This window comes from Bradyrhizobium sp. CCBAU 11430, assembly GCF_028128855.1.
Lineage (GTDB): Bacteria > Pseudomonadota > Alphaproteobacteria > Rhizobiales > Xanthobacteraceae > Bradyrhizobium > Bradyrhizobium ottawaense.
The window spans coordinates 340,359-365,963 of sequence record NZ_LBJV01000073.1; the positions used below are offsets into that span (position 1 = coordinate 340,359).

26 protein-coding genes and 1 tRNA gene are annotated in these 25,605 nt (G+C 65.2%); 10 read left to right on the forward strand and 17 right to left on the reverse strand.

What is annotated here, in order from left to right:
- Positions 1-38: 38 nt before the first annotated feature.
- The 3 genes from XI04_RS36515 to XI04_RS36525 form a co-directional block, all read right to left on the reverse strand.
- Positions 39-275, reverse strand: coding sequence for a hypothetical protein (locus XI04_RS36515; protein WP_028140911.1), 237 nt, complete (start codon positions 273-275; stop codon positions 39-41).
- Positions 276-402: 127 nt separating this feature from the next.
- Entirely contained in the window at positions 403-1,653 is a 1,251-nt protein-coding gene (locus XI04_RS36520) for an arsenic transporter (RefSeq protein WP_028140910.1), read from the reverse strand.
- 81 nt (positions 1,654-1,734) lie between these two features.
- The gene (locus tag XI04_RS36525) at positions 1,735-4,212 is read right to left on the reverse strand and encodes a hybrid sensor histidine kinase/response regulator (RefSeq protein WP_038972903.1); all 2,478 of its coding nucleotides are present in this window, start codon (positions 4,210-4,212) and stop codon (positions 1,735-1,737) included.
- 213 nt (positions 4,213-4,425) lie between these two features.
- Here XI04_RS36525 and XI04_RS36530 point away from each other — a divergent pair, with 213 nt between their 5' ends.
- The 4 genes from XI04_RS36530 to XI04_RS36545 all read left to right on the forward strand — a co-directional run bounded on the left by XI04_RS36530 (position 4,426) and on the right by XI04_RS36545 (position 9,007).
- The gene (locus tag XI04_RS36530) at positions 4,426-5,508 is read left to right on the forward strand and encodes a zinc-binding metallopeptidase family protein (protein WP_028140908.1); all 1,083 of its coding nucleotides are present in this window, start codon (positions 4,426-4,428) and stop codon (positions 5,506-5,508) included.
- Between the two features lie 173 nt (positions 5,509-5,681).
- Complete coding sequence (locus tag XI04_RS36535; protein WP_038972902.1) at positions 5,682-7,697, forward strand: acetyl-CoA carboxylase biotin carboxylase subunit; 2,016 nt, start codon at positions 5,682-5,684, stop codon at positions 7,695-7,697.
- A 147-nt stretch (positions 7,698-7,844) separates the two neighbouring features.
- A complete protein-coding gene (locus tag XI04_RS36540; RefSeq protein WP_271608862.1) occupies positions 7,845-8,711 on the forward strand; it encodes an isocitrate lyase/PEP mutase family protein in 867 nt (288 codons plus the stop codon).
- Positions 8,708-9,007, forward strand: a complete 300-nt coding sequence (locus XI04_RS36545; RefSeq protein ID WP_271608861.1) for an acylphosphatase — start codon at positions 8,708-8,710, stop codon at positions 9,005-9,007. The genes XI04_RS36540 and XI04_RS36545 overlap by 4 nt, the downstream gene beginning before the upstream one ends.
- Positions 9,008-9,180: 173 nt before the next feature.
- Here XI04_RS36545 and XI04_RS36550 read toward each other — a convergent pair whose 3' ends face one another.
- Complete coding sequence (locus XI04_RS36550) at positions 9,181-10,701, reverse strand: PAS domain-containing sensor histidine kinase (protein ID WP_028140585.1); 1,521 nt, start codon at positions 10,699-10,701, stop codon at positions 9,181-9,183.
- Positions 10,702-10,845: 144 nt separating this feature from the next.
- Here XI04_RS36550 and XI04_RS36555 point away from each other — a divergent pair, with 144 nt between their 5' ends.
- The 3 genes from XI04_RS36555 to XI04_RS36565 are packed head-to-tail and all read left to right on the forward strand — an operon-like array spanning position 10,846 to position 13,518.
- Positions 10,846-11,403 (forward strand): GbsR/MarR family transcriptional regulator, encoded by a 558-nt coding sequence (locus XI04_RS36555; protein ID WP_038949985.1) that lies wholly within the window; start codon positions 10,846-10,848, stop codon positions 11,401-11,403.
- A 16-nt stretch (positions 11,404-11,419) separates the two neighbouring features.
- Entirely contained in the window at positions 11,420-12,085 is a 666-nt protein-coding gene (locus tag XI04_RS36560) for a DUF4166 domain-containing protein (RefSeq protein ID WP_038972901.1), read from the forward strand.
- Positions 12,082-13,518, forward strand: coding sequence for a TIGR01777 family oxidoreductase (locus XI04_RS36565; protein ID WP_028140582.1), 1,437 nt, complete (start codon positions 12,082-12,084; stop codon positions 13,516-13,518). The genes XI04_RS36560 and XI04_RS36565 overlap by 4 nt, the downstream gene beginning before the upstream one ends.
- Positions 13,519-13,522: 4 nt before the next feature.
- On the opposite strand, the gene XI04_RS36570 is transcribed toward XI04_RS36565, so the two are convergent.
- Complete coding sequence (locus tag XI04_RS36570; RefSeq protein ID WP_095426269.1) at positions 13,523-14,377, reverse strand: LysR family transcriptional regulator; 855 nt, start codon at positions 14,375-14,377, stop codon at positions 13,523-13,525.
- 113 nt (positions 14,378-14,490) lie between these two features.
- Here XI04_RS36570 and XI04_RS36575 point away from each other — a divergent pair, with 113 nt between their 5' ends.
- Complete coding sequence (locus XI04_RS36575; RefSeq protein WP_095426270.1) at positions 14,491-14,913, forward strand: tautomerase family protein; 423 nt, start codon at positions 14,491-14,493, stop codon at positions 14,911-14,913.
- 44 nt (positions 14,914-14,957) lie between these two features.
- On the opposite strand, the gene XI04_RS36580 is transcribed toward XI04_RS36575, so the two are convergent.
- Together XI04_RS36580 and lipB are read right to left on the reverse strand one after the other, a co-directional pair.
- Entirely contained in the window at positions 14,958-15,671 is a 714-nt protein-coding gene (locus XI04_RS36580; protein ID WP_038949983.1) for a DNA helicase, read from the reverse strand.
- Positions 15,672-15,867: 196 nt separating this feature from the next.
- Entirely contained in the window at positions 15,868-16,605 is a 738-nt protein-coding gene (lipB, locus tag XI04_RS36585) for a lipoyl(octanoyl) transferase LipB (RefSeq protein WP_038949982.1), read from the reverse strand.
- Positions 16,606-16,700: 95 nt separating this feature from the next.
- Here lipB and XI04_RS36590 point away from each other — a divergent pair, with 95 nt between their 5' ends.
- Both XI04_RS36590 and XI04_RS36595 read left to right on the forward strand, forming a co-directional pair.
- Positions 16,701-16,943 (forward strand): FliM/FliN family flagellar motor switch protein, encoded by a 243-nt coding sequence (locus XI04_RS36590; RefSeq protein WP_011088012.1) that lies wholly within the window; start codon positions 16,701-16,703, stop codon positions 16,941-16,943.
- A gap of 220 nt (positions 16,944-17,163) precedes the next feature.
- A tRNA-Leu gene (locus XI04_RS36595) sits at positions 17,164-17,248 on the forward strand.
- Between the two features lie 10 nt (positions 17,249-17,258).
- On the opposite strand, the gene XI04_RS36600 is transcribed toward XI04_RS36595, so the two are convergent.
- From XI04_RS36600 to XI04_RS36645, 10 genes are all read right to left on the reverse strand, one after another.
- Positions 17,259-17,444 carry a hypothetical protein gene (locus tag XI04_RS36600; protein ID WP_038972899.1) on the reverse strand — a complete coding sequence of 62 codons (186 nt, stop codon included), beginning with the start codon at positions 17,442-17,444 and terminating at the stop codon, positions 17,259-17,261.
- Complete coding sequence (gene zigA / locus XI04_RS36605) at positions 17,441-18,655, reverse strand: zinc metallochaperone GTPase ZigA (protein WP_028140577.1); 1,215 nt, start codon at positions 18,653-18,655, stop codon at positions 17,441-17,443. Before zigA ends, XI04_RS36600 begins: the two co-directional genes overlap by 4 nt.
- A 257-nt stretch (positions 18,656-18,912) precedes the next feature.
- Positions 18,913-19,734 carry a DUF2182 domain-containing protein gene (locus XI04_RS36610; RefSeq protein ID WP_038949979.1) on the reverse strand — a complete coding sequence of 274 codons (822 nt, stop codon included), beginning with the start codon at positions 19,732-19,734 and terminating at the stop codon, positions 18,913-18,915.
- Between the two features lie 50 nt (positions 19,735-19,784).
- Positions 19,785-20,414: a DUF1326 domain-containing protein gene (locus tag XI04_RS36615; protein WP_271623906.1), complete on the reverse strand. Its 630-nt coding sequence runs from the start codon at positions 20,412-20,414 to the stop codon at positions 19,785-19,787.
- A gap of 233 nt (positions 20,415-20,647) precedes the next feature.
- On the reverse strand, positions 20,648-21,622 hold the full coding sequence (locus XI04_RS36620) for a tripartite tricarboxylate transporter substrate-binding protein (RefSeq protein ID WP_271591588.1): 975 nt from the start codon (positions 21,620-21,622) through the stop codon (positions 20,648-20,650).
- A 24-nt stretch (positions 21,623-21,646) separates the two neighbouring features.
- Positions 21,647-22,363, reverse strand: a complete 717-nt coding sequence (locus tag XI04_RS36625) for a GntR family transcriptional regulator (RefSeq protein WP_038949975.1) — start codon at positions 22,361-22,363, stop codon at positions 21,647-21,649.
- 23 nt (positions 22,364-22,386) lie between these two features.
- Positions 22,387-23,127, reverse strand: coding sequence for an SDR family oxidoreductase (locus XI04_RS36630; RefSeq protein WP_038949974.1), 741 nt, complete (start codon positions 23,125-23,127; stop codon positions 22,387-22,389).
- Positions 23,128-23,149: 22 nt separating this feature from the next.
- Entirely contained in the window at positions 23,150-23,920 is a 771-nt protein-coding gene (locus XI04_RS36635; RefSeq protein ID WP_271608944.1) for an SDR family oxidoreductase, read from the reverse strand.
- Between the two features lie 15 nt (positions 23,921-23,935).
- On the reverse strand, positions 23,936-24,316 hold the full coding sequence (locus tag XI04_RS36640) for a carboxymuconolactone decarboxylase family protein (RefSeq protein WP_028137140.1): 381 nt from the start codon (positions 24,314-24,316) through the stop codon (positions 23,936-23,938).
- A gap of 33 nt (positions 24,317-24,349) precedes the next feature.
- Positions 24,350-25,585, reverse strand: coding sequence for an ABC transporter substrate-binding protein (locus XI04_RS36645; RefSeq protein ID WP_271608859.1), 1,236 nt, complete (start codon positions 25,583-25,585; stop codon positions 24,350-24,352).
- Positions 25,586-25,605 lie beyond the last annotated feature (20 nt).

A 25,605-nucleotide genomic window follows, 5' to 3' on the forward strand; every position in this document is an offset into this window, starting at 1 on the left:
CGCGATCGGGACTGATTCCGGAACGCTTCGGCCGGCAACTACGGGCTCAAGAAGACCGGATCGATTCCCATCCCGTGGCCGAGCAGGCCGAGCGCCTGAAGCTGGGCGGAGTGGAGGTCGACCTCCACGATGATGAAGATGGTGAACAACGCCACTGCGGAGACGACCAGCAGGGGATGGGCCGTCTCGACACCGCTCTCGCTCGCTGCGGTGAGGCTCCGGATCGCGCGACGCAGAAAGGAGCTCTGCGGCAACGCTTTCGATTGGATCTGCATGATGAACCTTCCTTGCCGCGTCATATTCGTCTGATTGGCGCGACAATGGAATTCTAGCCGCAGCGTCGCCGCCGGCATTGACGCACCGCAAATGGCTTGCACTTAATTTCGAAGGCCGCGGCCTGCCTTACCTGATTGCGGCCGCCAGCGCCGCGATCAAAGCGGGGGGCGTCACCAGCAGGCCGAGCTTGAGGAAGGGCCAGGCGCCGACCTCGATCTTCTCCCGCCTGAGCGCGACCAGCCAGAGGATGGTGGCGAGCGAGCCCGTCACTGACAGATTGGGGCCGAGGTCGACGCCGATCAGGATGGCGCTGACGACAGGCGCGGGCAGATGGTCGCTGGCGGCGACCGAGCCGGCGACGAGGCCGACCGGCAGGTTGTTGGCGATATTGTCGGCTAGCGCGGTGGCAATGCCGACGCTCCAGGCCGCCTTCGGTACCGATTGCGCCACCGCCTGGTGCAACAGCGCGCTGAGCTGCGCGATCACGCCGGTCTTGATCAGCGCCTCCACCATGACGAAGAGCCCGCCCACGAGCGGCAGCACGCTCCAGGACACGCCGCGCAGCACGGGCAATGGCGATTGCCGGCTGAGCAGCAGCACGATCGCGGCCGTCACGCCGCCGCAGATGAACGTCGGCAGCCCCAGTTGCTTGTCCAGCGCAGACGCCGTGACCAGCACGGCGCCGATCGCGACGATGCCGATCGCCGTCAGCTTGCCGCCGCGGCCGAGTTTTGGATGCGGCACGCGGCGCGCAATCGTCTCCTCCTTCAGGGCCCGGTGCTGGGTCAGGCGCAGCACGATGTAGGTCAGCAGGATCGACGCCGCCGAGGGCAGGGCGAACATACGCAGCCATTCGGTGAGCTCGGGCATGCGCGCGCCGAACACGACGAGATTGGCGGGATTGGAGATCGGTAGCACGAAGCTCGCGGCGTTGGCGATGAAGGCACAGACGAAGAGATAGGGCAGTGGCTTGGCGCCGGCCGCGCGCGTCGCGGCATAGACGGCGGGCGTCAGCACGATCGCGGTGGCATCGTTGGAGAGCAGCACCGTGACGAGCGTGCCGACGAGATAGATCAGCAGGAACAGCCGCTGCGGCGAGCCGGCCGCGTATTCGACCGCGAGCGCGGCGAGGTAGTCGAACAGGCCCTCGAGGCGCGCGAGCTCGGCGATCAGCATCATGCCGATCAGGAAGAGATAGACGTCGAGGCCTTTTTCGATGCCGGCAAGCGCGTCCTGCCACGGCAGCAGGCCTGATAGCACCAGGGCGCTCGCGCCGATCACCGCCCAGACCGCCTCGGGCAGGCGAAAGGGGCGGATGATGACGCCTGCTGTCGCGACGACGATGATGCTCCAGGCCCAGATGGCGTCAGACGGCACGGTCGGCAAGTTGATCTCCGGAAAACCGCTCCTGACTACCGTGCCCCGGATCGATCCGCCAGCCTCAAATCTCGGCTCGCGTCACCTTGCCACCGACAGCTTCTCCGTGATCGCCTTGCGCAGGATGCGCGACAGCGATTCCACCGAATACGGCTTCTGGATCAATTCGAAACCGCGATGGGCGTTTTCTGCGAGCACGTTGCTGTAGCCGGAGGTGAGCACCACGGGCAGGCCCGGATAGCGCTCGCGGATGATGCCGGCGAGCTCGACGCCGTTCATGCCGGGCATGATGACGTCGGAGAAGACGAGGTCGACGGCGAATTCGTTCTCGCCGAGGATCGCCAGCGCGGCGTTGGCGTTGGCGACGCGGCGAACGACGTAGCCGAGATCTTCCAGAAGCTCGGTGGAGAAGCGGCCGACTTCGTCGTCGTCCTCGACCACGAGCACGCGATAGCCGCGCCCGGTGGCCGCGGCCTCATGGGTCAGTGCCGCGGCTTCCTTGTCGGTCGCGGGGCTTTGTGCCTGCGGCAGATAGATGGTGAAGGTCGCGCCTTTGCCCTGGGTGCTCGTCACCGCGACGTCGCCCTCGGACTGCTTGGCGAAACCAAAAGCCTGGCTGAGGCCGAGGCCGGTGCCCTTGCCGACCTCCTTGGTGGTGAAGAACGGCTCGAAGATCGAGTCGAGATGTTCCGGCGCGATGCCGCTGCCGGTGTCGCTGACGGAGATGGCGACGTAGTCGCCGCCGCGCGCCGATTGTGCGCGCAGGCTGGGAATCCCGGAGACCTTGCGCACGGCGATGATCAGGCGACCTTCGCCGTTCATGGCATCTCGGGCGTTGATGGCGAGGTTGATCAGAGCGGCCTCGAACTGGGCGATGTCGGCGACGGTAAAGCAGTCGGCATCGTGAATCTCCACCGCGATGTCGATACGGCCGCCGACCAGCGGTCGGACCAGCTGCGCGACGCCCTCGACCTGGCTGCCGACGTTGAAGATCTGCGGCTTCAGCGGCTGCCGGCGCGCGAACGCCAGAAGCTGGGCGGTCAATTTGGAGGCGCGCTCGACGGTCTCGGAGATGGCATCGACATAGCGGCGGCGGCGCTCTTCCGGCAGCTCGCGGCGGCGCAGGAAGTCGGTGGCCGAGCGGATGATTGTGAGGAGATTGTTGAAGTCGTGGGCGACGCCGCCGGTGAGCTGGCCGATCGCCTCCATCTTCTGCGATTGCCGCAGGGCTTCCTCGCCGCGCCGGCGTTCGGTGATGTCGACGGCTTCAGGGACGGCGCCGGTGATGTTGCCGTGGCGGTCGAGCACGGGGCGCATGCCGAAGTCGAAATCGCGCTCGCCGATGGGAAGGCGCAGCCGCATCTCCAGCCGCACGGCTTCGCCCTTGAGCACGGTGTGGAAGGCCTCGCGCACCTGCGCGCTCATGCCCTCCGTCGCGCTGAACCAGGGCGTCTCCCACAACGGCTTTCCGATCACATCCGACGAGCTCGCCCCGATGCCATCGAGTGCGGTGTTGTTGGCGTAAAGCAGCTCGCCCCTGAGATTGACCAGGCCTTGATACTGGTTGCTGGTCTCCAGGATCGCGCGCAGCCGCGCCTCGTTGGATTCGAGCTGGGCCGTGCGCTCGGCGATGCGCTCTTCCAGCGTCTCGTTGAGCTGCCGCAGCTCGATCTCGGCCTGCTTGGCGACGGTGATGTCGTGGGCGACGCCGATGAAGCCGATGTGCTTGCCGGTCGGGTCCCAGCGCGGCTGCGATTCCGAGCGCAGCCAGCGCCATTCGCCGCTGGCGTTCTTGTAACGCGCTTCCAGCACGAAGGGCTTGAGCGACGCTTCACCCTGGACCGATTGCTGCAGAACGTGCGGCAGGTCGTCGGGGTGCAGCACCTTGCGCCAGTCGAAGTCGATGGCCTCATCGTAGGGCAGGCCGACGAAATCGACATAGGCCTGGTTGGCGAAGGAGCGCTTGCGATCGAGCTTGGTCACCCAGATCGGCACCGGCGCGCTGTCGGCGATCAGCCGGAAGCGCTCCTCGCTCTCCCGCAGGGTCTCGCGCGCGAGCATCTGGTCGGTGATGTCGATATGGGCGCCGACGAGCCGGATGGCGCGGCCGTCCTTGTCGCGCTCGATCTTGGCGACGACCCGGATCCAGCGGGTCTCACCGTCATTGGGACGGACGATGCGGTATTCGGCGGTGTAGTCTTCGCTCGTACCAGCGAGTGCATCGACGAAGTGCTTGACGGTGGCGTCGCGGTCCTCGGGATGGATGCGATTGACCCAGTCCTCGTGCGACTCCTCCGCCGCCTCCGGCGGCAGGCCGTGGATCATGAGGTATTCGGGCGAGCGGCGGTTCTTGAAGCCTTCGCGAAAATCGACCTCGACGCCGCCGACCTTGCCGATGCGCTGGATGCGCGCCAGCTCGGCCTCGCGCTCCTGGAGCGCGCGATAGGCGTTGTCGCGCTCGCGCGCGACGTCTTCGAGGTGTTGACGCAGCCTTTCGGCGGCGATGGTCTCGGGCAAGGGATCGTTCAAGGCATCGGCCGTTGTCATGCGGGAGCGCACGTGCCGGACCGATATTCACACAGACGGAGCGTGATGGCCATTGTTTAGAGGAATAAGGCTGGGAAAGGCGCCATTAAACGGATGGCGGTGCGCATGAACGAACGCCGGGTCTGGCAATTTGTTCCGGAGACTGGAACGATCGGCCGGCGGACGCGTCTTCGCGAGGCGTCGCGAATGTCTTTGATAAGGCTCCCTTTCCGAAGAGGATAAATCTTGAAGCTCTTTGTCTGCCAGGCCTGCGGCAACGTTCTCTATTTCGAGAACCGTGCCTGCGAACGCTGCGGCCATCGGGTCGCCTTCCTGCCGGAGAAGGAGACGATGTCGGCGATCGAGCCCGACGGAGAGGCCTGGCGGATCCTGGCCGACAAGGGCGAAAGCCGGATGCTGTGCCGGAATGCCGAGTACGATGCCTGCAACTGGCTGACGGATACGGGCGAGGGCAACGGCTATTGCCGTGCATGCCGCCACAACGGCATCGTGCCGGATTTGTCCGACCCCCGCCAGCTTGCCGGCTGGCGCGAGCTGGAGGTGGCGAAACACCGTCTGTTCTATTCCCTGATCCGCTGGAAGCTGCCGCTCCAGGCCCGGCAAGACGATCCCGAGCATGGTCTGATCTTCAATTTCCTCGCCGACGATCCGAACAGCGCAGAGAGGGTCATGACCGGCCACGACAACGGCCTGATCACGATCGCGCTCACCGAGACCGACGACATCGAGCGCGAGCGCCGCAGGCTCGAGATGGGAGAACCCTATCGTACGCTGCTCGGGCATTTCCGCCACGAAGTCGGGCACTATTTCTGGGACGTGCTGGTGCAGGGCGGCGGCAAGCTCGAGGAATGCCGCGCGGTATTCGGTGACGATTCCACCGATTACGGCCAGGCCCTGCGGCGTCACTATGCCGAAGGCGCGCCGCCGGACTGGCAGCAGAACTATGTCTCGGCCTATGCCACGATGCACCCCTGGGAAGATTTCGCCGAGACCTGGGCGCATTATCTTCACATCGTCGACACCCTGGAGATGGCCGCCGAGTTCGGCATGGAGGTGCGTCCCAAGGTCGACCGCGACGGGGAGTTGACGGCGCGTATCCGCTTCAACCCCTATGAGGCGAGGGACGTCGAGGCGCTGGTCAACGCATGGCTGCCCTTCACCTTCGCCATGAACAGCGTCAACCGCGCCATGGGCCTGCGTGACCTCTATCCCTTCATCCTGTCGCCCGCCGTGGTCGGCAAGCTGGGCTTTGTTCATGGCCTGCTCCGGGACGTCGCCAGGTCCGCGTCGAGGCCCGGCAAGCCGTAGGTCGTCCGACGGCTCGTCGGTCCGGTTTCGGTCTTGCGCTGGTACGCCAGATGGCCCGGATTTAGACCGTTGCCTCCGGCCGATTTTGATGTACCACGGGAGCCACACGGCCCGTCCCATAGGCCCCAACGGCCAGGGAAGGGTCCCGCCCAAGGTCGAGACTCAAGAAAAGCATGTTCAAACGCATTCTGATCGCCAATCGCGGCGAAATCGCCTGCCGGGTCATCAAGACTGCCCGCAAGATGGGAATCGAGACGGTTGCCGTCTATTCCGAGGCCGACCGCGACGCCCTCCATGTCGAGATGGCCGACGAGGCCGTGCTGATCGGCCCGCCGGCGGCAGCCGAGAGCTATCTGGTGATCGAGAAGATCGTCGAGGCCTGCCGCAAGACGGGCGCCGAGGCCGTGCATCCCGGTTACGGCTTCCTGTCCGAGCGCGAGGCGTTTCCGCGCGCGCTGGAGGCAGCAGGCATCGTCTTCATCGGCCCGAACCCGGGCGCGATCGCGGCGATGGGCGACAAGATCGAGTCGAAGAAGGCGGCCGCCAAGGCCAAGGTCTCGACCGTGCCCGGCTATCTCGGCGTCATCGAGGACGACAAGCACGCGGTCAGGATCGCCGACGAGATCGGCTATCCCGTGATGATCAAGGCGTCCGCCGGCGGCGGCGGCAAGGGCATGCGCATCGCGCATTCGACCTCCGAGGTTGCGGAAGGTTTCAACCTCGCCAAGGCCGAGGCCAAGGCCTCGTTCGGCGACGATCGCGTCTTCGTCGAAAAGTTCATCGTCGATCCCCGCCACATCGAGATCCAGGTGCTGGGCGACAAGCACGGCAATGTCGTCTATCTCGGCGAGCGCGAGTGCTCGATCCAGCGCCGCAACCAGAAGGTCATCGAGGAGGCGCCGTCGCCGCTGCTCGACGAGGCCACGCGCCGCAAGATGGGCGAGCAGGCCGTCGCGCTGGCAAAGGCCGTGAATTACGACTCCGCCGGCACCGTCGAGTTCGTCGCGGGGCAGGACAAGAGCTTCTACTTCCTGGAGATGAACACGCGCCTCCAGGTTGAGCATCCCGTCACCGAGCTCGTCACCGGCATCGACCTCGTCGAGCAGATGATCCGCGTTGCCGCCGGCGAGAAGCTCGCCATCGCGCAGAAGGACGTCACGCTGACGGGCTGGGCGGTGGAATCGCGCCTCTACGCCGAAGACCCGTTCCGCAACTTCCTGCCCTCGATCGGGCGGCTCGTGAAGTATCGTCCGCCGGCGGAAGCCAGCAAGGACGGCATCACCATCCGCAACGATACCGGCGTCCAGGAGGGCGGCGAGATCTCGATCCATTACGATCCGATGATCGCCAAGCTCGTCACCCATGCGCCCTCGCGCGCGGCCGCGATCGAGGCGCAGGCGACCGCGCTCGACTCGTTCTATGTCGACGGCATCAGGCACAACATCCCGTTCCTGTCGGCGCTGATGCATCATCCGCGCTGGCGCGAGGGGCGGCTCTCGACCGGCTTCATCGCCGAGGAATTCCCCAAAGGCTTTGCGGTGCGCGTGCCGGAAGGCGAGGTCGCCCGGCGCATCGCCGCGGTCGGCGCCGCCATCGATCACGTGTTGGGGGAGCGCAAGCGCCAGATCTCGGGGCAGATGGGCGGCCGCGTCGTGCAGCGCGAGCGGCGCCGCGCGGTCTGGCTCGACCGCCAGGAGATCCAGCTCGAGGTCGGACGCGAAGGCGAGGCGATCGCCGTGCGCTTCATCGACGCCGAGGGCAAGGCCGGCAATTCGCATCTGCTGGCCTCGCCGTGGAAGCCGGGCGATCCGGTCTGGCAGGGCAGCATCGACGGCCACTTCGTCGCGGTGCAGGCGCGGCCGATCCCGAACGGCATCCGCCTCGCGCATCAGGGCGTCGAGGTCCCCGTCTATGTCTGGACCGAGACGGAAGCGACCTCGGCGCGGCTGATGCCGGTGACGACGGCCTCCGACACCGGCAAGAAGCTGCTGTGCCCGATGCCCGGGCTCATCGTCTCGATCGCGGTGACCGAAGGGCAGGAAGTCAAGGCCGGCGAGACGCTCGCGGTGGTCGAAGCCATGAAGATGCAGAACGTGCTGCGCGCCGAGCAGGACGGCACCGTGAAGAAGGTCCACGCCAGCGCCGGTGCGACGCTGGCGGTGGACGCGCTGATCCTGGAGTTTGCGTAAGGCGCTCCGGAGTACGACAGTCGACCCTCACCCTGAGAGCCGCGCTTGCGCGGCGTCTCGAAGGGCGAGGCCACAGCCGGGCCTGCATCCTTCGAGACGCGCGCAAGAGCGCGCTCCTCAGGATGCGGAATTGAGAGTGAGGCACCCATGGCCTTTCGTTCCCGCCGCGAGAAACTGCGCCTCATCCTGTCGGGCTCGGCCTGCATCCATCCCGGCTCGGTCTATGACGCGATCTCGATCCGCATCGCCGAGGACCTCGGCTTTCCGCTCGGCATGTTCGGCGGTTCGGTCGCCTCGCTCGCGGTGCTCGGCGATCCTGACGTCACGCTGATCACGCTCACCGAGCTTGCCGAGCAGATGCGGCGGATGTCGCGCGCAGCTGGCCTGCCGGTGCTGGTCGATGCCGATCACGGCTATGGCAATGCGCTCAATGTCCGCCGCACGGTGCAGGAGCTGGAGACCGCTGGCGCCGCCGGCCTCACCATCGAGGACACGCTGCTGCCGGCCGCCTTCGGCGAGGCGAAGACGCAGCTGATCTCGCTCGAGGAAGGCGTCGGCAAGATGAAGGCGGCGCTCGATGGCCGCAGCGATGCCTCGCTGGTCATCATGGGCCGCACGGGAGCAGCCTCGATCACCTCGATCGAGGACGCGATCCGCCGTGCGCAGGCCTATGAGGCGACCGGGGTCGATGCGCTGTTCTTCACCGGCATCAAGTCGCGCGCGGAGCTCGAGGCCGTCGCAGCCGCCACGCGCCTGCCGATCGTGCTTGGCGGTGCGCCGGAGGAGCTGAGCTCGCTCGACTATCTCGCCAGTCAGCGCGTGCGTATCGCGCTTCAGGGCCACGCGCCGATCGCGGCTGCGACGCAAGCCGTGTATGAAACGCAGAAGGCACTGCGCGAAGGCACGGCGCCGAAGGCGCTGAGAGGTCTGGCATCATCGGACCTGACCACCCGCGTCATGCGCGAGGCCGACGTCAAGGCGCGCAGCGCCGACTTTCTCGGGCTGAAAAAATGAGCCGGGCGATCCTCCAGGTGATGATCCGCGGTCGCGTCCAGGGCGTCGGCTACCGGGCCTGGGTCGAGTACCAGGCAACTGCGAGCGGCCTCGAAGGCTGGGTCCGCAACCGCCGCGACGGCTGCGTCGAAGCGCTGTTCGCGGGCGCACCGAAGCATGTCGCCGACATGGTCGCGCTGTGCCGCCACGGCCCGCCATCCTCGCGCGTGGATAGCGTGACGAGCGAGACCGCGAGCGTGGATGAGCTGAACCTGCGCAGGGCAGGGGAAGCGTTCTCGGTGTTGCCGACGGTGTAGGTGCTGTCTGTGCGCCGGCCGCATGGAAAGGTAAATGCCGAGCGGCTAAGTTGGTCTCGTAGGGTGGGCAGAGGCGCTCTTGCGCCGTGCCCACCACGACTTTCGCGATCGTCGTGAGATGGTGGGCACGCTTCGCTTTGCCCACCCTACGAAGTGTTCACCTCTCGAGAACCTCACCGCGGCAGCTTGGCGATCGCTTCGCTCAGCTCGTGGATTTCGTACGGCTTGCGCAGGATCGGGAAATCGCCGCGCACGCCGGCGGCGACGTCGCTGTAGCCGGTGGCGAGCAGGATCGGCAGGCCAGGACGGATCTGACGGAGGCGATGGGCGAGGCTGAGCCCGTCCATCTTGCCGGGCATGACGATGTCCGAGAACACGAAGTCGACGCCGCTATTCTCGATCTCGCGCAAGGCGGCTTCGGCATCGGCGACCCGGCGGACGTGGTAGCCCAGCTGCTCCAGAAGACCGATGCTGACGAGCGCAACGTCGGGATTGTCCTCGACCAGCAGCACCGTGCCGCTGCCTTGGAAGGATGGTCCTTCAGCCGCTTCTCGCAACGGCGTGTCTTCTCCGCGCGGCAGCAGGATGGTGAACGTCGTGCCCTTGCCGAGCGCGCTTGCGACCTTGACGGTGCCGCCGGCCTGATGGGCGAAGCCGTGCACCTGGGAAAGGCCGAGGCCGGTTCCCTTTCCGATCGGCTTGGTGGTGAAGAACGGCTCGAAGATCTTGTCGAGAACGTCGGAGGGAATGCCGAGCCCGGTATCGGTGACGTCGATTGCGACGAAGTCGCCGGCAAGCGGCGCCTCGTCCAGCACGACATTGTGCGCACCGATCGTCACCGTGCCGCCGTCGGGCATCGCGTCGCGGGCATTGATGACGAGGTTGAGCAGCGCGGTCTCGAGCTCGGAGGCATCGGTCTTGACCGGCCAAACGTCGGGGCCGATGTCGAAGGCCAGGCGTACGGAACTGCCGACGCCGGCATCGAGCACCTCGCGGATCGCCGCGATGCGTTCGGCGAAATCGATCGCCTGCGGATTGACGCTCTGCCGCCGCGCGAAGGTGAGGAGCTGGTTGGTCAACGCCGCGCCGCGCTTGGTGGCGGTCTCGATCGCCGAGATCGCGCGCTGAACCTTGGCCGCGTCGTCGGGGCCCCGCTTCAGCATGTGCAGGCTGCCACTGATGATCATCAGGAGATTGTTGAAGTCGTGCGCGACCCCGCCGGTGAGCTGCCCCAGCGCATCGAACTTCTGGGACTCGGCGAGCTGCTTCTGCATCGCCTCGAGCTTGAGCTGCGTATTGCGGCGTTCTGTGATGTCGCGCGTGATCTTGGCGAAACCGACCAGCTCGCCGTCCTCGTAGATCGGGTCGATCACGACGCTTGCCCAGAAGAAGGTGCCGTCCTTGCGGACGCGCCAGCCTTCCTCCTCATAGCGGCCCTTTTCCCGCGCGATGCCGAGCGCGCGGGCCGGCCTGCCGTTGGCACGGTCAGTCTCGGTGTAGAAGCGGGAGAAATGCTGGCCGAGGATCTCCCCGGGCGAATAGCCTTTGATGCGCTCGCCGCCGATATTCCAGCTGGTGATGATCCCTCTGGGATCGAGCATGTAGAGGGCGTAGTCCGCAACTCCCTCAACCAACAGCCGGAAACTGCGCTCGCTCTCGAACAAGTCTCGCTGTTGACTGAACTTTCCGATCATTCCGGGACCCTGCCTCGACGGGAGCAAACGCCACAGGAGGCGGATGGTTCCCTGAAGTTGGGACATTTTTAGGCAGATATCCGGCACCCGTATACGGGATGAAGCCCGCTTGACAAGGGGACATTATCGTCAGATATTTCTGTCATGACAGAAATAACCGGAAAGAAGAAACTTCCCGCCGCCGTCGAGCGCTTCATCCTGCATTGGGGCGACATGGGGGACGAGTGGGGCGTCAATCGCTCGGTCAGCCAGATTCACGGGCTGCTCTATCTTGCCGAGGCGCCGATGACCGCCGAGGACATCGCCGACACGCTCGGCATGGCTCGCTCGAACGTCTCCAACTCGCTCAAGGAGCTGCTCGCCTGGAACCTGATCCGGCGGGTGCCGATCCTCGGTGACCGCCGCGACCATTACGAGGCCGAGACCGACATCTGGGAGGTCGCCGCCAGAATAGCGGCGCGGCGCAAGGAGCGGGAGCTCGATCCGGCAATCGCGGCGCTCAGGGCGTGCGTGTCCGATGCCGCCGGCGATCCGACCATCAATCCGGTCGCGAGCAAGCGGCTGAAGGAGATGCTCGCCTTCACCGAGCTCGCCGATCACTGGTTCATGCAGATGCTGAAGGTGCCGCGGCCGCGGCTGGTCGCCTTGATGCGGCTTGGCGAGAAGATCGCCAACCTGCTGCCGCTGGGCAAGGCCAAATAGTATTGAGGAGGGTACGATGACGTCGGCAAGATTGTTAGGCTGCAACGCATCGACCTCCGCTCACACCCGACTGCTCGACGATCGCCGCTTCCGCACTTTGCTGTCGAACGAGGATTGGGGCCGGCTGCCGCTGGCGACGTGGCGGCGTTTCTCCAAACGCGTCGCGGACGGCGAGAGCGTCGTCTATGTCGGCGTGGTCGACGAGGTCTCCTTCAGCGACATCGGCTGGTGGTTCGCCCAGGCTGCGCGCCTGATCGGCGGGCCGCTGCCGACCGGCCGCGACACCGGTGTTCCCATGATCGTCACCGTGACCGAGGACGGCACGACCGGCGGTCAGACCTGGACCCGCATCTGCGCGCGCAAGCGCGGCTTTCCGCACGTGATCCATTCCGCCAAGCGTTTTGCCGGTCCGACGGGGCTCGAGGAATATGTCGGCTTCGGCGTCTCGATGGCGCTCCGCACCGCGGTCGAGGACCAGACGCTGACCTTCCGCAGTGCCGGTTATGGGCTCCAGCTCGGACGCCTGTGGATCCCGTTGCCGCGCTGGTTCACCCCGGGCGATCTCACGGTGACGCACCGCGACCTCGGCAACGGCGCATTCCGCTTCACCCTCGATGTCATTCATCCTCGTTACGGCGCGCTGATCCACCAGTCCGCCACCTTCAGGGAGGCCGTATCATGACGCCGCTATTGTGGACGCTCATCGCCATCCAGATCGTGATGGGAGTGTTCGACACCTTCTATCACCACGAATTCACCGAGCGCCTGGCCTGGCGGGTGTCGCAGCGTTTCGAACTCAAGCTGCATGGCATCCGCAACATGCTCTATGCCTTGCTGTTCCTCGTGCTCGGCTGGCTCGAGGTTTATGGATTGCTGGCGCTGCTGATCGTCGCGGTGCTGGTCGCCGAGATCGTCATCACGCTGATGGATTTCGTCGAGGAGGATCTGAGCCGGAAACTGCCGCCGAGCGAGCGCATCAACCACACGCTGCTCGCGATCAATTACGGCGCCATTCTCGTGCTGCTGCTACCGGTGCTGACCGATTGGGCGATGCAGCCCTTTGGCGTGACCGTCATGAACCAGGGCCTGCTCAGCATCGCCGCGACCGCCTGCGCGGTTGGCGCCTCGCTCTGCGGCCTCAGGGATTTTGCCGCAATGCGCCGGCTCGGCCGGATGCGCAGCGTTCCCGCCGAGGGGCTTGTCGAAAAGCTCCCGGGCCGCAAGACCGTGCTGATAACGGGTGCCACCGGCTTCATCGGCAGTCGCCTCGCGGCGAGCCTCAGCGGCGCCGGGCATCAGGTCATCGCGCTGATCCGCAATCCCGCGAAGGCGGAGATGCTGCCGCCGCCGGTCACGCTGATCACCAGCCTCGATCAGCTCGCCGCGGACACGCCAATCGACGCCATCGTCAATCTCGCCGGCGAGCCGATCGGCAACGGCTTGTGGACCGAGGCGAAGCGCGCGAAGATTCTTGGCTCCCGCATCGACATGACGGGCGAAATCGTCAAACTGATCGCGCGGCTCGATCGCAAGCCCGAGGTGCTGGTCAGCGGCTCCGCGATCGGCTGGTACGGATTGTGGGCCGACCAGGTGCTGACGGAGTCGGCCAAGTCGCACGCCTGTTTCAGCCACGAGCTCTGCGCGGCCTGGGAGAAGGCGGCGCGGCCGGCGGAGGAGCTTGGCGTGCGCGTCGTCTGTTTGCGCATCGGCCTCGTGCTCGGCACCGAAGGCGGCTTCGTCACGCGCATGCTGACGCCGTTCGAGTTCGGCCTCGGTGGTCCCATCGGCACCGGGCGGCAGTGGATGTCCTGGATCGAGCGCGATGATCTCATTCGCCTGATCGCCTATGTGATGGCGACGCCGGATCTGTCGGGCCCCGTCAATGCCACCGCGCCGATCCCGGTGACCAATGCAAAATTCACCGAGGAGCTTGGCCGCCGCCTGCATCGGCCGGCGATCTTCCGCATTCCCGGCGGCTTGTTGCGCCGGATCGGCGGCGGCTTCGCCGACGAGCTGCTGCTCGGCGGTCAGCGCGTGCTGCCCAACAAGGCGCTGAGCCGCGGCTTTGTATTCAGGCACGAGACGCTGCGCAGCGCGTTCGAGGCGATTTTGTGAGACATCAGGTGGCCGCGACGCTCCGAAACGTCGCCGCCACCGCGCGTAGCGCCGCAAGCTTGGCGGGATCGCTGACCTTCGAATGTAGCATCACCTTCGAGCTGCCGAGTTTCGGCAGCCTGTGCGCGGGTCCAATATCGACCAGCCCGGGAGGCGCGATCCGCCGCGCCAGTGGCGCGATCGCAAGTCCCGCGAGCGCAGCTGCGACCACCGCCGTGACGCCGCCGCCGACAAAGCGCTCGCGCCAGGCGAGGCCGGCCTTGTCGAGCGCGCGCACGGCGATGGCGCGGACGCCGCAGGGCGGAGCGAGAGTTGCGAGCGGCAGCGCTTCGCCCTTCGGCAGGGTGAAGCGGCGTGACGCGAACCAGCCGAATTCGTCCTCGGTCAGCCTCTCGCCGCCGCGGCGGCTGCCCTCCTGGCGGACGATCACAGCGTCCAGCTCGCCGGCGTCATAGGCATCCTGCATCTCGCGCGAGAAGCCGATGGTGACGGCGAGGGTGAGATTTGACGACATCGCGTGCAGGCGTTCCAGCAGCGGCACCAGCTCGGGGCCGGCGGCGTGATCGGAGATGCCGAGCGAGAGCGATTGCGCGGCCGGGGCCTCGCCCGACAGCGCGCGGTCATGCGCCGCCATCAGCGCGCGGGCGCGATCGAGGAAGCTGGCGCCGTCGGCAGTGAGCCGGACCGCGCGTGGCGAGCGCTCGACGAGGCGTCTTGCCAGCAACGTCTCCAGCCGCTGCAGCTTGAGACTAACAGCGGCCTGCGTCGTGCCCAGCGCCTCGGCAGCACGCGTAAAACTCTGGAGGTCGGCGACCAGCAGGAAGGCCTTGATCGTGGCGATGTCGAGGGTGGCTGTCATTATGGATCATTATCACTGGTATCAACAGAGATAAGATATCAAAATGACGAGGGGAGGTCTAGATTCTCACCAACGCCGGGCAAATCCCGCGCTGCATCTTGAGGAGAGCCACCATGCCGCTGATCACCGTGTCCTACACCTCGTCCCGCCAGTCGCCCTCGCTGAAGGCCGAGATCGCCAACGCCGTGTCCGAGCTCACCGCAAAGATACTGCACAAGGATCCCAAGGTGACTGCCATCATCGTGAAGTCGGTCGAGGCCGACGACTGGTTCGCCGGCGGCAAGTCGCTCGCCGAGCAGAAGCTTGCCAGCTACTGGATCGACATCCACGTCAGCGAAGGCACCAACACCAAGGACGAGAAGGCCGCTTATCTTGCCGCCATGTTCAAGCGCATGGCCGAGATTCTCGGGCCGCTGCATCCCGAGACCTATCTGCATGTCGACGAGGTTAAGGGCGATGCCTACGGTTTCGGCGGCCTCACCCAGGAACGCCGCTACATCGCCGGCAAGCTCGACGTGTCGCTGCAGGCGGCGTGAGGCTGCAAGCCGCGGGTAGAGCCATCTCACCCGCGGCCTGATCGTCAGCTTGCTGCCCTGAACTGAACTTCGGAATTGTTCAGGAAGCAGGTCTTGTCGAACAGCTTCAGATCCAGCGGATTTGGCAAGCGGACATCGTCGAGGTCGGGGCAGGGCTTGACTGCGGGATCGTAGGAACGATCGATCTGCGAGATGAAGGCGACGATCAGCCCCTTGTCGCGTGCGAACGATTTCAGCGCGCGAACCTGAACGGAGAGGTCGGGGTTTTCCCGCCTCTGGTCGAGCAATTGCAGATAGTCGATCACCACGAACGTGCCGCATGGTGCCGCGGCCATCTCCTTGACGATGTAATCGGCGCTGATGGCGTCGGAGCAATCGACATCGAAGAGCTCGCGGAATTGCGCGGGGTCCGCGCCGATCGCCTGGAAGCGCTCCAGAACATCCTTCTCGGTGTATTCGAGCGAGAAGAACGCAGCGCGATGGCCCGACCGCATGGCTTCCACGGCAAGTTCGAGGCTCATCAGAGTCTTGCCCTGGCCGGGGCGCGCGCCGACCAGCACCAAATCGCCGGGCCGGAATTGCGGAAACAGCCTGCCCGCCGGCGTGATGGCCGCGGCTTTCGCTGCGAGCATGCTCCAGGCGGAAAACCCTTCCGTCGTCGCGATGCGATCAAGTGCATCGTGCAGCGGAATGCCTTCCTCGCGGGACAGGCGCTTCGCCTTGCGCTTCAGATGATAGATCGGTGCAGACAATCTCATCGTCAAAACCTCCCATTGCGAGCAGAAAGCGCAATCCCTCCTTATGCCTGGCGCTCGAACAGTCGGCCGATGATCTCATCGCCCGGCATGAAGTCTGCTTTCCCGGCGGAGGGGGGAGGCGTGGGCGACACCTGACGCGAGCATAGCCGATTCCGCGACGAGCGGGGACTGCGCGCGGTTGGGCGCCACAAAAATGCTAGGCGGCCGCTTCCGGTACCAACGCTTTGGTCGGCCCGAACAGCTCCTCAAACGCCTGCCGAAGCGCGATGTCGACGTCAGCCATGGTCACGAGCTGGCCGAGGTCGACCAGCGAGGTGACGCCGTAGCGGGCGTCAGTGACGCCGCACGGCACGATGCCGGTGAAATGCGACAGCTCCGGCTCGACATTGATGGCGATGCCGTGGAACGAGACCCAGCGTTTCAGCCGCACGCCGATCGCCGCGATCTTGTCCTCGTAACCTTCGCCCTTGTCGGGTCGCCTGACCCAGACGCCGACCCGATCCTCACGCCGCTCGCCGCGGACGTTGAAGGCGGCGAGCGTGCGCAGAATCAGCTCCTCCAGGCTCGCGACATAGGCCCGGACGTCCGGCCGGCGGCGCTTGAGGTCGAGCATGACATAGGCCACCCGCTGGCCCGGCCCGTGATAGGTGAGCTGCCCGCCGCGTCCGGTGGCGAAGATCGGGAATCGGGGATCGAGCAGGTCGGCTTCCTTGCCCGAGGTGCCGGAGGTGTAGAGCGGGGGGTGTTCGAGCAGCCAGACCAGCTCCGCGGCCTCGCCCGCGGCAATGGCGGCGACCCGGGCTTCCATCTCGGCCACCGCCTCCGGATAGGGCACCGCCGCGTCCGAGATTCGCCACTCCACGGGCTGGCCGTGGGACGCCGAAAACGACGTCAAATCCAGCTCTTGGCGCGGGTTTTGGGGCAAATTAACCATTGGCTAACCATAACGTGGTGATCATTGCAGGCGCAAATGCCAAGGGCTTGTTCCAAGTCCTTGGTCCTTCGTCCCTGGTTGCGGCGGTCCTGACAGTGCCCACTCTCGATAAAGTCACCGTGGATCTCATGGTCGTCCTCGGGACGACCACGATGCCGATCCATCAAGTATTACGTCTTTCCCGCGGCGCCATCATCGAGCTGGACGCAACCGAGGCCGATGAGGTCAAGGTTTTGGCCAATAATCTGCCGGTCGCCTCCGGCGTCGTGCTGGTCGACCGCAACCGGATCGCGGTCGAGGTCAAGCAGATGCTGCCGCGCACGCCGGGCACGCGGTAGCGGCCCGGGGACCCGATAGGGCCGGGAGCACGCGGTCGCGGCCCGGCACACGGTAGGGGCACTGGGCCGGCGGTAAAGGCCGATTCGGGTGGAAGGCCAGGAACTTTCCTGCAAAGCTGTGGAATTCAGGGCCTTTGCAGGCTTGTACCCCTCTGATGGATTTGTTAGATCGGCGCCGTTGATCCGGCCGGCCTTCAAGCCTCAAGCCGGCATCCCCAAAGCGCTCGTGGCGGAACTGGTAGACGCGCTGCCTTGAGGTGGCAGTGAGTAAAATCGTGGGGGTTCGAGTCCCTCCGAGCGCACCACCTTCATCCCTTATCGTTGTTTGGGCTGGATTTCGGCGGCCGCTTCGCGTGCCGCCCATTGATCTGGCGGGTCATGCGCGCAGCCGCCGGCAGGGATATCCGGCGGGAAGATGCTGTCGTAGATCGCACGCGCCTCGCGGATGAGGCGCTGCCGCTCGAGTTCGGATTTCGAGGCGAAGCGGACGACGTTCGTCATTCGTGCTCCAAAACTTCGTTCGCGCGCCGCCAGACTGGAAACGGGTCTGCAAGCTTCGCCCATTCCGTGACGTTCATGGCCGGCTTGCCCGGGACAAGGCAGGCATCCAGGCGTGCGCGGAGCGCGCTCTCGTCCATGCCCGCGCCGATGAACACGATTTCCTGGCGGCGATCGCCATAGATGTCGTTCCAGTTCGCACGCAACCGCTTGCGCCAAAACGGGTCGTCCGGCCAGCGTTCCGCAGGCACGCTCGCCCACCAGAATCCAAGGGCCTCGGTGCGCGTGATCGCGCCGGCCTGGCTGATCTCGCCCAGCCATTGCGGCCGCGTCGCCAGCCAGAAATGTCCCTTGGCGCGAATGACACCGGGCCAGGGCTCTCGCACGAACTTGTCGAACTTTTCGGGATCGAACGGCCGGCGCGCCCGATAGACGAAGCTGCTCACGCCGTATTCCTCCGTCTCCGGCACGTGATCGGCAAAGCCGTAGAGTTCCTTGAACCAGAGTGGATGCGCTTGCGCCTTTTCGAAGTCGAACCGGCCGGTGTCGAGAATGCGATCGAAGGCGACCCGGCTGTAGTTGGCTTCGATCAACTCCGCTTCCGGATTGAGCGCGCGGATGATCTTTCGCGCTGCTTCGCGTTGTGCCGGCGAGGCGTCATCGACCTTGTTGAGCACGATCACGTCGGCAAATTCGATCTGCTCGACGAGCAGATCGACCAGCGTGCGCTTGTCGTGCGCCAGCGCTTCGCCGCGCTGCTCCAGGAAATCCGTCGATGAATAATCCCTCAGCAGATTCACCGCGTCGACCACGGTGACCATGGTGTCGAGGCGTGCCACGTCGGAGAGGCTTTCGCCGTCCTCGGAACGGAAGTCGAAGGTCGCAGCAACCGGCAGCGGCTCGGAGATGCCGGTGGATTCGATCAGCAGATAATCGAACCGGTCGTTTTCGGCGAGGGCGCGCACCTCCTTCAGCAGGTCGTCGCGCAGCGTGCAACAGATGCACCCGTTGGTCATCTCGACGAGCTTCTCGTCAGTCCTGGACAGGTTCGCACCGCCACCACGGACCAGATCCGCATCGATGTTCACCTCGCTCATGTCGTTGACGATCACCGCCACTTTCAGGCCGTGCCGGTTGTTCAGGACGTGGTTCATCAAAGTGGTCTTTCCAGCCCCGAGGAAGCCGGACAAGACGGTGACGGGGAGTTTTTGCATGGAGATCGAACAGTCTTTTCAAGGGGATAGAGTGACGCGGGGGCATTGGGACCGGATATGTAATGTTATAACATTACATTCATTGTCGGCGTCGTCGTCAAGCCGTTTTGCGGTTCAACTGAAGTTGCGAACGTTCAAGTGATTGTTCTTTGCCCCGTGGGAGCGGTCGGGGCAGGCAAAATGCCGGACAGCGGTGCGCCGGAGAACGGGCGACGCAGCCCAGCGTAGAAATCGAACTGAACGTCAAGCAGGTTGCATCACTGCGGCAAGTGCACCAGCAGCCAGGCGCCCGCGGCCACACATGCGATGCCGGCAGCGCGCGCGATCCATCGTCCGACCGGCGTAACTTTCTCCAGGAGGACAAGCAGCGCCAAAACCGCGATCCAGAGCACGTTCATCACTCCGCCTACGAACAACAGCGCCATCAAAACCCAGCAGCAACCGACACAATAGCCTCCGTGCCGAAGTCCCAGCAGCAGGCAGCCGCGCAGGTCGCCGCGAAAGCCGCCATGGCGCATCAGGAACAGAAACGGCGACTGGCATTGGGCGAGACAGACGTCCTTCAGCGGTGTCCATTGATAGACACCAGCCGCGACCAGCACGATGGCGCCGAGCAGGTTGCTTGCGAGCGCCATTCGGGAATCCAGCAAGGTGGCGCGCTCGACCGCCCATTGAAGAAGGGTGGCCGCCAGCGAAAAGCCGCACCAGGCGAGGAGATAACCGGCGGCAAACCAGCCGGTCGCGGCGAACGGCTTGCCCTGTGCTTTGCCCTGTCGGCCTACGCGGGCGTACATCAGGATCATCGGCGCGGCCGAAGGGGCCATCATTCCGATCATCATCACCGCCCACATCAGCATCACGTAGGCGAACTCGAATGTTCGCCACGGCTCGCTCGTCGGCAGCATGATTCCGATCCCGGCCGGGATCATGCGGAATCCGGCCATGTCCATGCCGCCCATGTCCATGTCGTTGGCGAGCCAGAGCACATAGCTCCATGCCAGCCCGACAATGAGGCCGATCGCGCCGCCGACGATCCAGCGATCGCGACGCAGCACGGTTTCCAGTGGGTTGTCCGTCATTGGCGATCGAAATTGCCGGGCCTGACGCCGGCCGGTATCGGAAGTTTACATCACGCCTGGTTCGACCAGCGGATCGGCGCATAGAGGCCGTTCCCGCCGGAATTATCCCAGCGCATGCCATGATCGCTGAAGGTATTGCCGGCGGCGCCGACGGCCATCACCATGGCATCGGGGCTGACCGGATGGCCGATGTTCGCCCACATCTCCCCGCTCGGATGCATGGTTGGCAGGGGATCGACGGACATGTGCAGGATGCCGGGGATTTCCGCGGACCGCGTCTTGCCGTCGATCCGGAACGTGATCGGGACCTTGCGCACCCCCAGGTTCTTGCTGATCAGCGGCGTGAACGCCGCCATCGGACCGCCGGCACCGCCGGTGAAGATCGCAGCCAGGGCCTCGGTCTGCTCATCGCTGGCGCGCTGATCGATATAGGCGGCGATTGACCAATCTCCGTCTGCCATGGCCCCAGGTGCGTGGAGGACGACGAGGACATTAAGTCCATCCAGCTCGATGTCACCGTAGCGGCCGCTCTCGATGTGGAAGATCAGCGGTACGTTGCAGAAGCCTTCGGTCGGTCGTGCGGTCAACGGGGGCGCCGCCGACACCAGGCAGGGACACACGATGCTGCAACTGCAATTCTCGAAATAGTCACCGGAAAGGTGCCATGGGACATCTGCCATCGCTGTCTCCCGCTAGGCCGAACCCGATAGATGCTTTCGAATGAGCTACGCTTGGTTGAAAGTTACGCCGCGCGGCGGAGCCCCGCAATGGGGCTCGGCCGATTTACGGAAAAGTGCACCGATCAGCTGGAATTGCACCTGAACTCCAAACGCGACCGTCCTCCGAGCGTACCGAAGCCAATTTTCCCTTTGAGATCACGGATATTTTGGACGTGTTCCGGAGATGGCCGAGCCTACTGCGGCTCGATTCCGGCCGCTTTGATGATCCGTCCCCATTTGCCGATCTCGGCTTTCAGGAAAGCTTCGAGGGCTTCCGGCGTCGCGCGCTCGAGCTCGACCGGCGCCATGCTGAGCTCGGCAAAGCGGCTGATCAGCGCGGGATCCTTCAGCGCCGTCTGCAGTGCGCCCACGAGATGGTCGACGACGGGCTTGGGCGTGCCGCGCGGCGCGTAGAGGCCGTACCAGGTCGTGACATTGAACTCGGGAACGCCGGCTTCAGTCGAGGTCGGCACATCAGGCAGCGTCGCGACACGCGTCTTGCTGGTGATGGCATAGCCCTTGATCGTCTTCGACTGGATGTACGGCGTCGGCCCTGTCGCGGGATCGCAATAGACGTCGATGTGGCCTGCGATGACGTCGTTCAGCGCCGGTCCGCCGCCCTTGTAGTAGATCGGGGTGAGCTTGGTATCGGTGGCGCTCATGAACATCAGGCCGCAGAGCTGCGAGGCCGAGCCGAGACCGACATTGCCGAAAGTGACCTTGTCACCGGCATTGCGGATATGCGCGACCAGCTCGCCGAGATCCTTGGCTGGAAAATTCGGCCGCGCCACCAGGATCATCGGGACGTCGGTGACGAGCCCGATCGGTGCGAAATCGCCGACCGGGTCGAACGGCAGCTTGGCGTAGAGGGCAGGCGCGGTGGCCTGGCCGACATGCATCAGCAGCAGCGTGTAGCCATCCGCGGCCGCCTTGGCGACGCGGTTGGTGCCCAGCGTGCCGCCGGCACCGACGACATTCTCGATCACGATGGACTGTTTCAGCGTCGCGCTCATGGCGCTGCCGAGGATACGTGCGATGACGTCCCCGGGACCGCCGGCGGAGAACGGCACGATCATCGTGACCGGGCGATTGGGAAAGTCGTCTGCGAGCGCTGCGCCGCAGGGATGAAGTAGGAGGAACAGGATCAGCGATCGTACGAGAAACTTCATCGAACACTCCCTGGCGGCATTATTCTAGTCGTCGGAAGGCGCCGCCTCCTTGGCCGCCGACGATTTTTCGATCATGTCGAGCGCGGCCACCGCGGCCGCGTTGATGTGGTCGACGCAGCAACGCTCGGCGAGATCCGGATCGCCGTTCTGGATCGCACGCCAGATCGCGGTGACCTCGCGCAGACTCTTGTTGATCCGCTTCGGCTGCGACATCGAGGTGATCCGCAGCAGCTGGATGCGATCGTGCAGCGGCTTGAGCATGCGCTGGATAAACGCATTGCGGCAGCCGCCGATCAGCGCCGCGTAGAAATCGGTCTTGGCTTCGAGGCATCCGACGAGGTCTTGCTTGGCCGCGGCCGCCTTCAGCCGTGTCAGGGCATCGCCGATCCGGCGTGCCACTTCGGGGTCGTGAAGCCTGGCGCATTCGCGGCCGGCGAATCCTTCGAGCACTGCGCGCGCCGCGTAGAGCTGCCGGGCCTCTTCGAGGCTGATCGTGGACACCACGGGGCCGCGGTGCGGAACCGTATTGACCAGCCCGTCGGCTTCAAGCGCACGCAGCGCTTCGCGGATCGAGGGGCGGCTGACGCCCATCATCTCGCAGAGCTCGCGCTCGACCAGGCGCTGGCCCGGCTTCAGCGTTCCCGACATGATCGCCTCACGCAGCTTCTGCGCCACCATCGCCCGGACGGTCGGGACGTCCTCGATGCGGAGTGTCGACTGCAATTCGTTGCGTCTTTCCATGTCCGGGTCCTGTTCGGGAAAACTCAGTACCGGTTTACAGGCAGAATCATCATTTCGGCAATTTGAACGTGGGCGGGCTGGTCGAGCGCGAAGACGATCGAGCGGGCGATATCGGCCGGATCGAGCGCCATCCTGAACTGGTCGAAATAGTCCTTTTCCTTCTGCTGATCGCCGCGGTAGCGGGTCAGGATGATGTTGGTCCGGGTCAGGCCGGGCTGCAGTTCGGTCACCCGGATCGCGGTTTCCGCCAGCTCGCCCCGGAGGGTCTCGGTGAACATGTGCACGCCCGCCTTGCTGGTGCTGTACGCCGCCATGTCGGGCACGATCCGCACCGCGTTGATGGAGCTGATGTTGACGATGTGGCCGGCGTTGCGCTGGACCATGCCGGGAAGGATCGCGCGCGTGACGCGCATCAGGCCGATCAGGTTGGTCTGGATGATGCTGGACCAGTCGTCCGCAGAACCGATGTCGAAGCGCGTCCGGCCGCCGATGTCGTGGCCGGCATTGTTGATGAGAACGTCGACCGGCTTGAAATGACCGGGAATGGCATCCGGCAGGCGATCGACGGCCGTTGCATCGCTGACGTCGAGCTGGATCGGAAACACCGCATCGCCCGCCGTCGCCGCCAGCTCTTCAAGCGCCTTGGCGTCGCGATCGACCAGCACGACGCGGCGGCCGCTATCCAGCAGTGCCTTGGTGATGGCGCGTCCCATGCCGCCGGCGGCACCCGTCAGCACCACGGTCTGGCCTGATTGTTCAGTCATCGCTGCACTCCCATTCCAGTTCTCATGCCACCGACCAGCCGCCGTCGATCGGCAGGCTGGCGCCGGTGATGTCGTTCGCGGCCGGACCGCAGAGGAAGACGACCATGGCGGCGACGGCGTCCATTTCGACGAAGCGCTGCGTCGGCTGGCGCTCGCCGAGATAGTCCCGCGTCACGTCCTCGACCGGACGATCGCTGCTCGATGCCATCGTCGCGATCTTGTTCAGGATGGCCGGCGTCGGCAGCGTGCCTGGGCAGAGCGTGTTGCAGGTGACGCCGCTGCGTGCCGTCTCGATGGCGACGGCGCGGGTCATGCCTGCAATTGCGGTCTTGGTGGTGACGTAGTCGATGCGGTCCTCGACCGCGCGGCTGGAATAGATCGAGCCCATGTTGACGATCCGGCCCCAGCCGCGATGCTTCATCGCAGGCAGCGCCAGGCGGATGAGGTGGAACGGCGCCGACAAATTGACGGCGAGGGCCTCATCCCAGCGCTCGGGCGGAAACTGTTCGATGGCAGAGAAATGCCGCACGACGGCGTTGTTGATGAGGATATCGATCGCGCCGCAGCGGTCGAGCAGGTCCGCCATCATGGCCTCGATCCCCTTGCGCCGGGACAGATCGGCGCCGGCGGCGATGACCTCCACGCCGAAGCGGGCGCGGAGGTCATCCGCGGCCTGCTTCGGCGTGTCGAGATCGTGAAGGACGATATTGGCGCCCGCGCCGGCAAGCCCTTCGGCGATGGCGAGGCCGAGGCCCGCGGTCGCGCCGGTCACGAGTGCCCATTTGCCCTTCATCGCAGCCACGCTCCGCTACTTCTTGTCGAGCTCGGCGAAGACTTCCTTCGCATTCCGAAATGCATCCACGCCGGCCGGCACGCCGCAATAGATCGCGACCTGCATGAAGACCTCGCGGATTTCCTCCTTGGTCGCGCCATTGGCGAGCGCGCCGCGGACATGGGTCTTCAGCTCATGAGGACGGTTGAGTGCGCAGAGCATCGCCAAATTGAGGAAGCTGCGCGTCTTTCGTGTGAGGCCCTCGCGGCCCCAGACGTAACCCCAGCAATATTCCGTGGTGAGGTCCTGCATCGGACGGTTGAACTCGTCGGCGGATGCGATCGCCTTGTCGACGAATTCGTTGCCGAGCACGCTCTTGCGAATTTCGAGGCCGCGGTCGTAGGTCGCTTTGTCCATTGTGGTCTCCGTTTCTTGGTCTCAGCTCTCAGGTCAACTCTTGGGCCAGAACGGTTTTGCTAGCGCGAGTTCGGGCGGGAACACCGTCACCGGCACGCCGGCTTGCCACTGCACGATGGTCATGCCGGCGCCGACGCGGCGGCCCTTCTCGTCGAACTTGATCTCGCCCAGCGGGTAATACTTCGAGGGGCCGCCATCCATGGTGCGCAGCGCTTCGCCGACGGCGACGCGATCGGCCTTGCCGGCCTTCTCCAGCGCGTCCTTGATCACCCACATGTCGCCATAGGTGGAGATCGCGTTCTGCGTCATCCACGGCTCCTTGTAGCGCGTCTTCAACTCGGCGATCAGCGCCTCATGGCCCTTGGCGCCCCAACTGGCGACGCACGTCAACACGCCCTGGAGCAGTTCGGGGCTGACAGTCTGCAGCATGTCCGGCTCGGCGATCGCGATGCCGAACGAGATCGTCGGGATCTTGCCCTGGCCGAGGCCGAACTCGTTCATCTTCTCGAGCAGCAGTTTTGCATCCGAGATCACCGTCGGCAGGAAGAACAGCAGGTCGGGCTTGGCCGAACGGATCTTCTGCACCAGCGACGTCGCATCCGCCAGCGGCGGCGTGAACGTCTCGTCGACGATCAGCTGCAACTGGTTCTCCGCCAGCAGGCCCTCGCGCATTGCCTTGGCGGAGGCGATCGAGGCCCCCGTGTTGTCGGTGAGGATCGCGACCGTCTTCGGCCGCTTGCCGGAGGCCGTCTCCGCCAGCTTGATGAGCTGGGGCAACGCCTGCCGTGCCTGCGACCCCGCGGTGGCTGCGGTCTGGAACACGTATTTGAATCCGCGCTCGGTGATGAGATCCGAGTAGGAGAGGGTGAGCATCGGCAGGTTGGCGCGCTCGGTCACCTCGGTCACCGCGAGGGTGAACGAGGACAGATAGGCGCCGCTCGCCGCGACCAGATCGGTCTCCTGCGCCACCATGCGCTGCGCCGCGTTCTTGGCCTTCTCGGTGGTGTCGCCGGAATCGAGCACGACGAGCTTCAGCTTGGCGCCGCCGAGCGCCTTGACGCCGCCCTGCGCGTTGATGTGATCGATCGCCATCTCGGCGCCTTCGCGCATCACCGTGCCCGGACGGGCATAGAGCCCCGAGATCGGCACCAGCAGGCCGACCTTCACCTCCGACGGCTGCTGTGCCCAGGCACGGGATGCGATCAGCGTGCCGGAGGCGCCGGCCAGCAGGGTTCGCCGCGATATCGTGATCTTGCTTTTGGCAGTCATGACAGTCTCTCCTCCCCAGG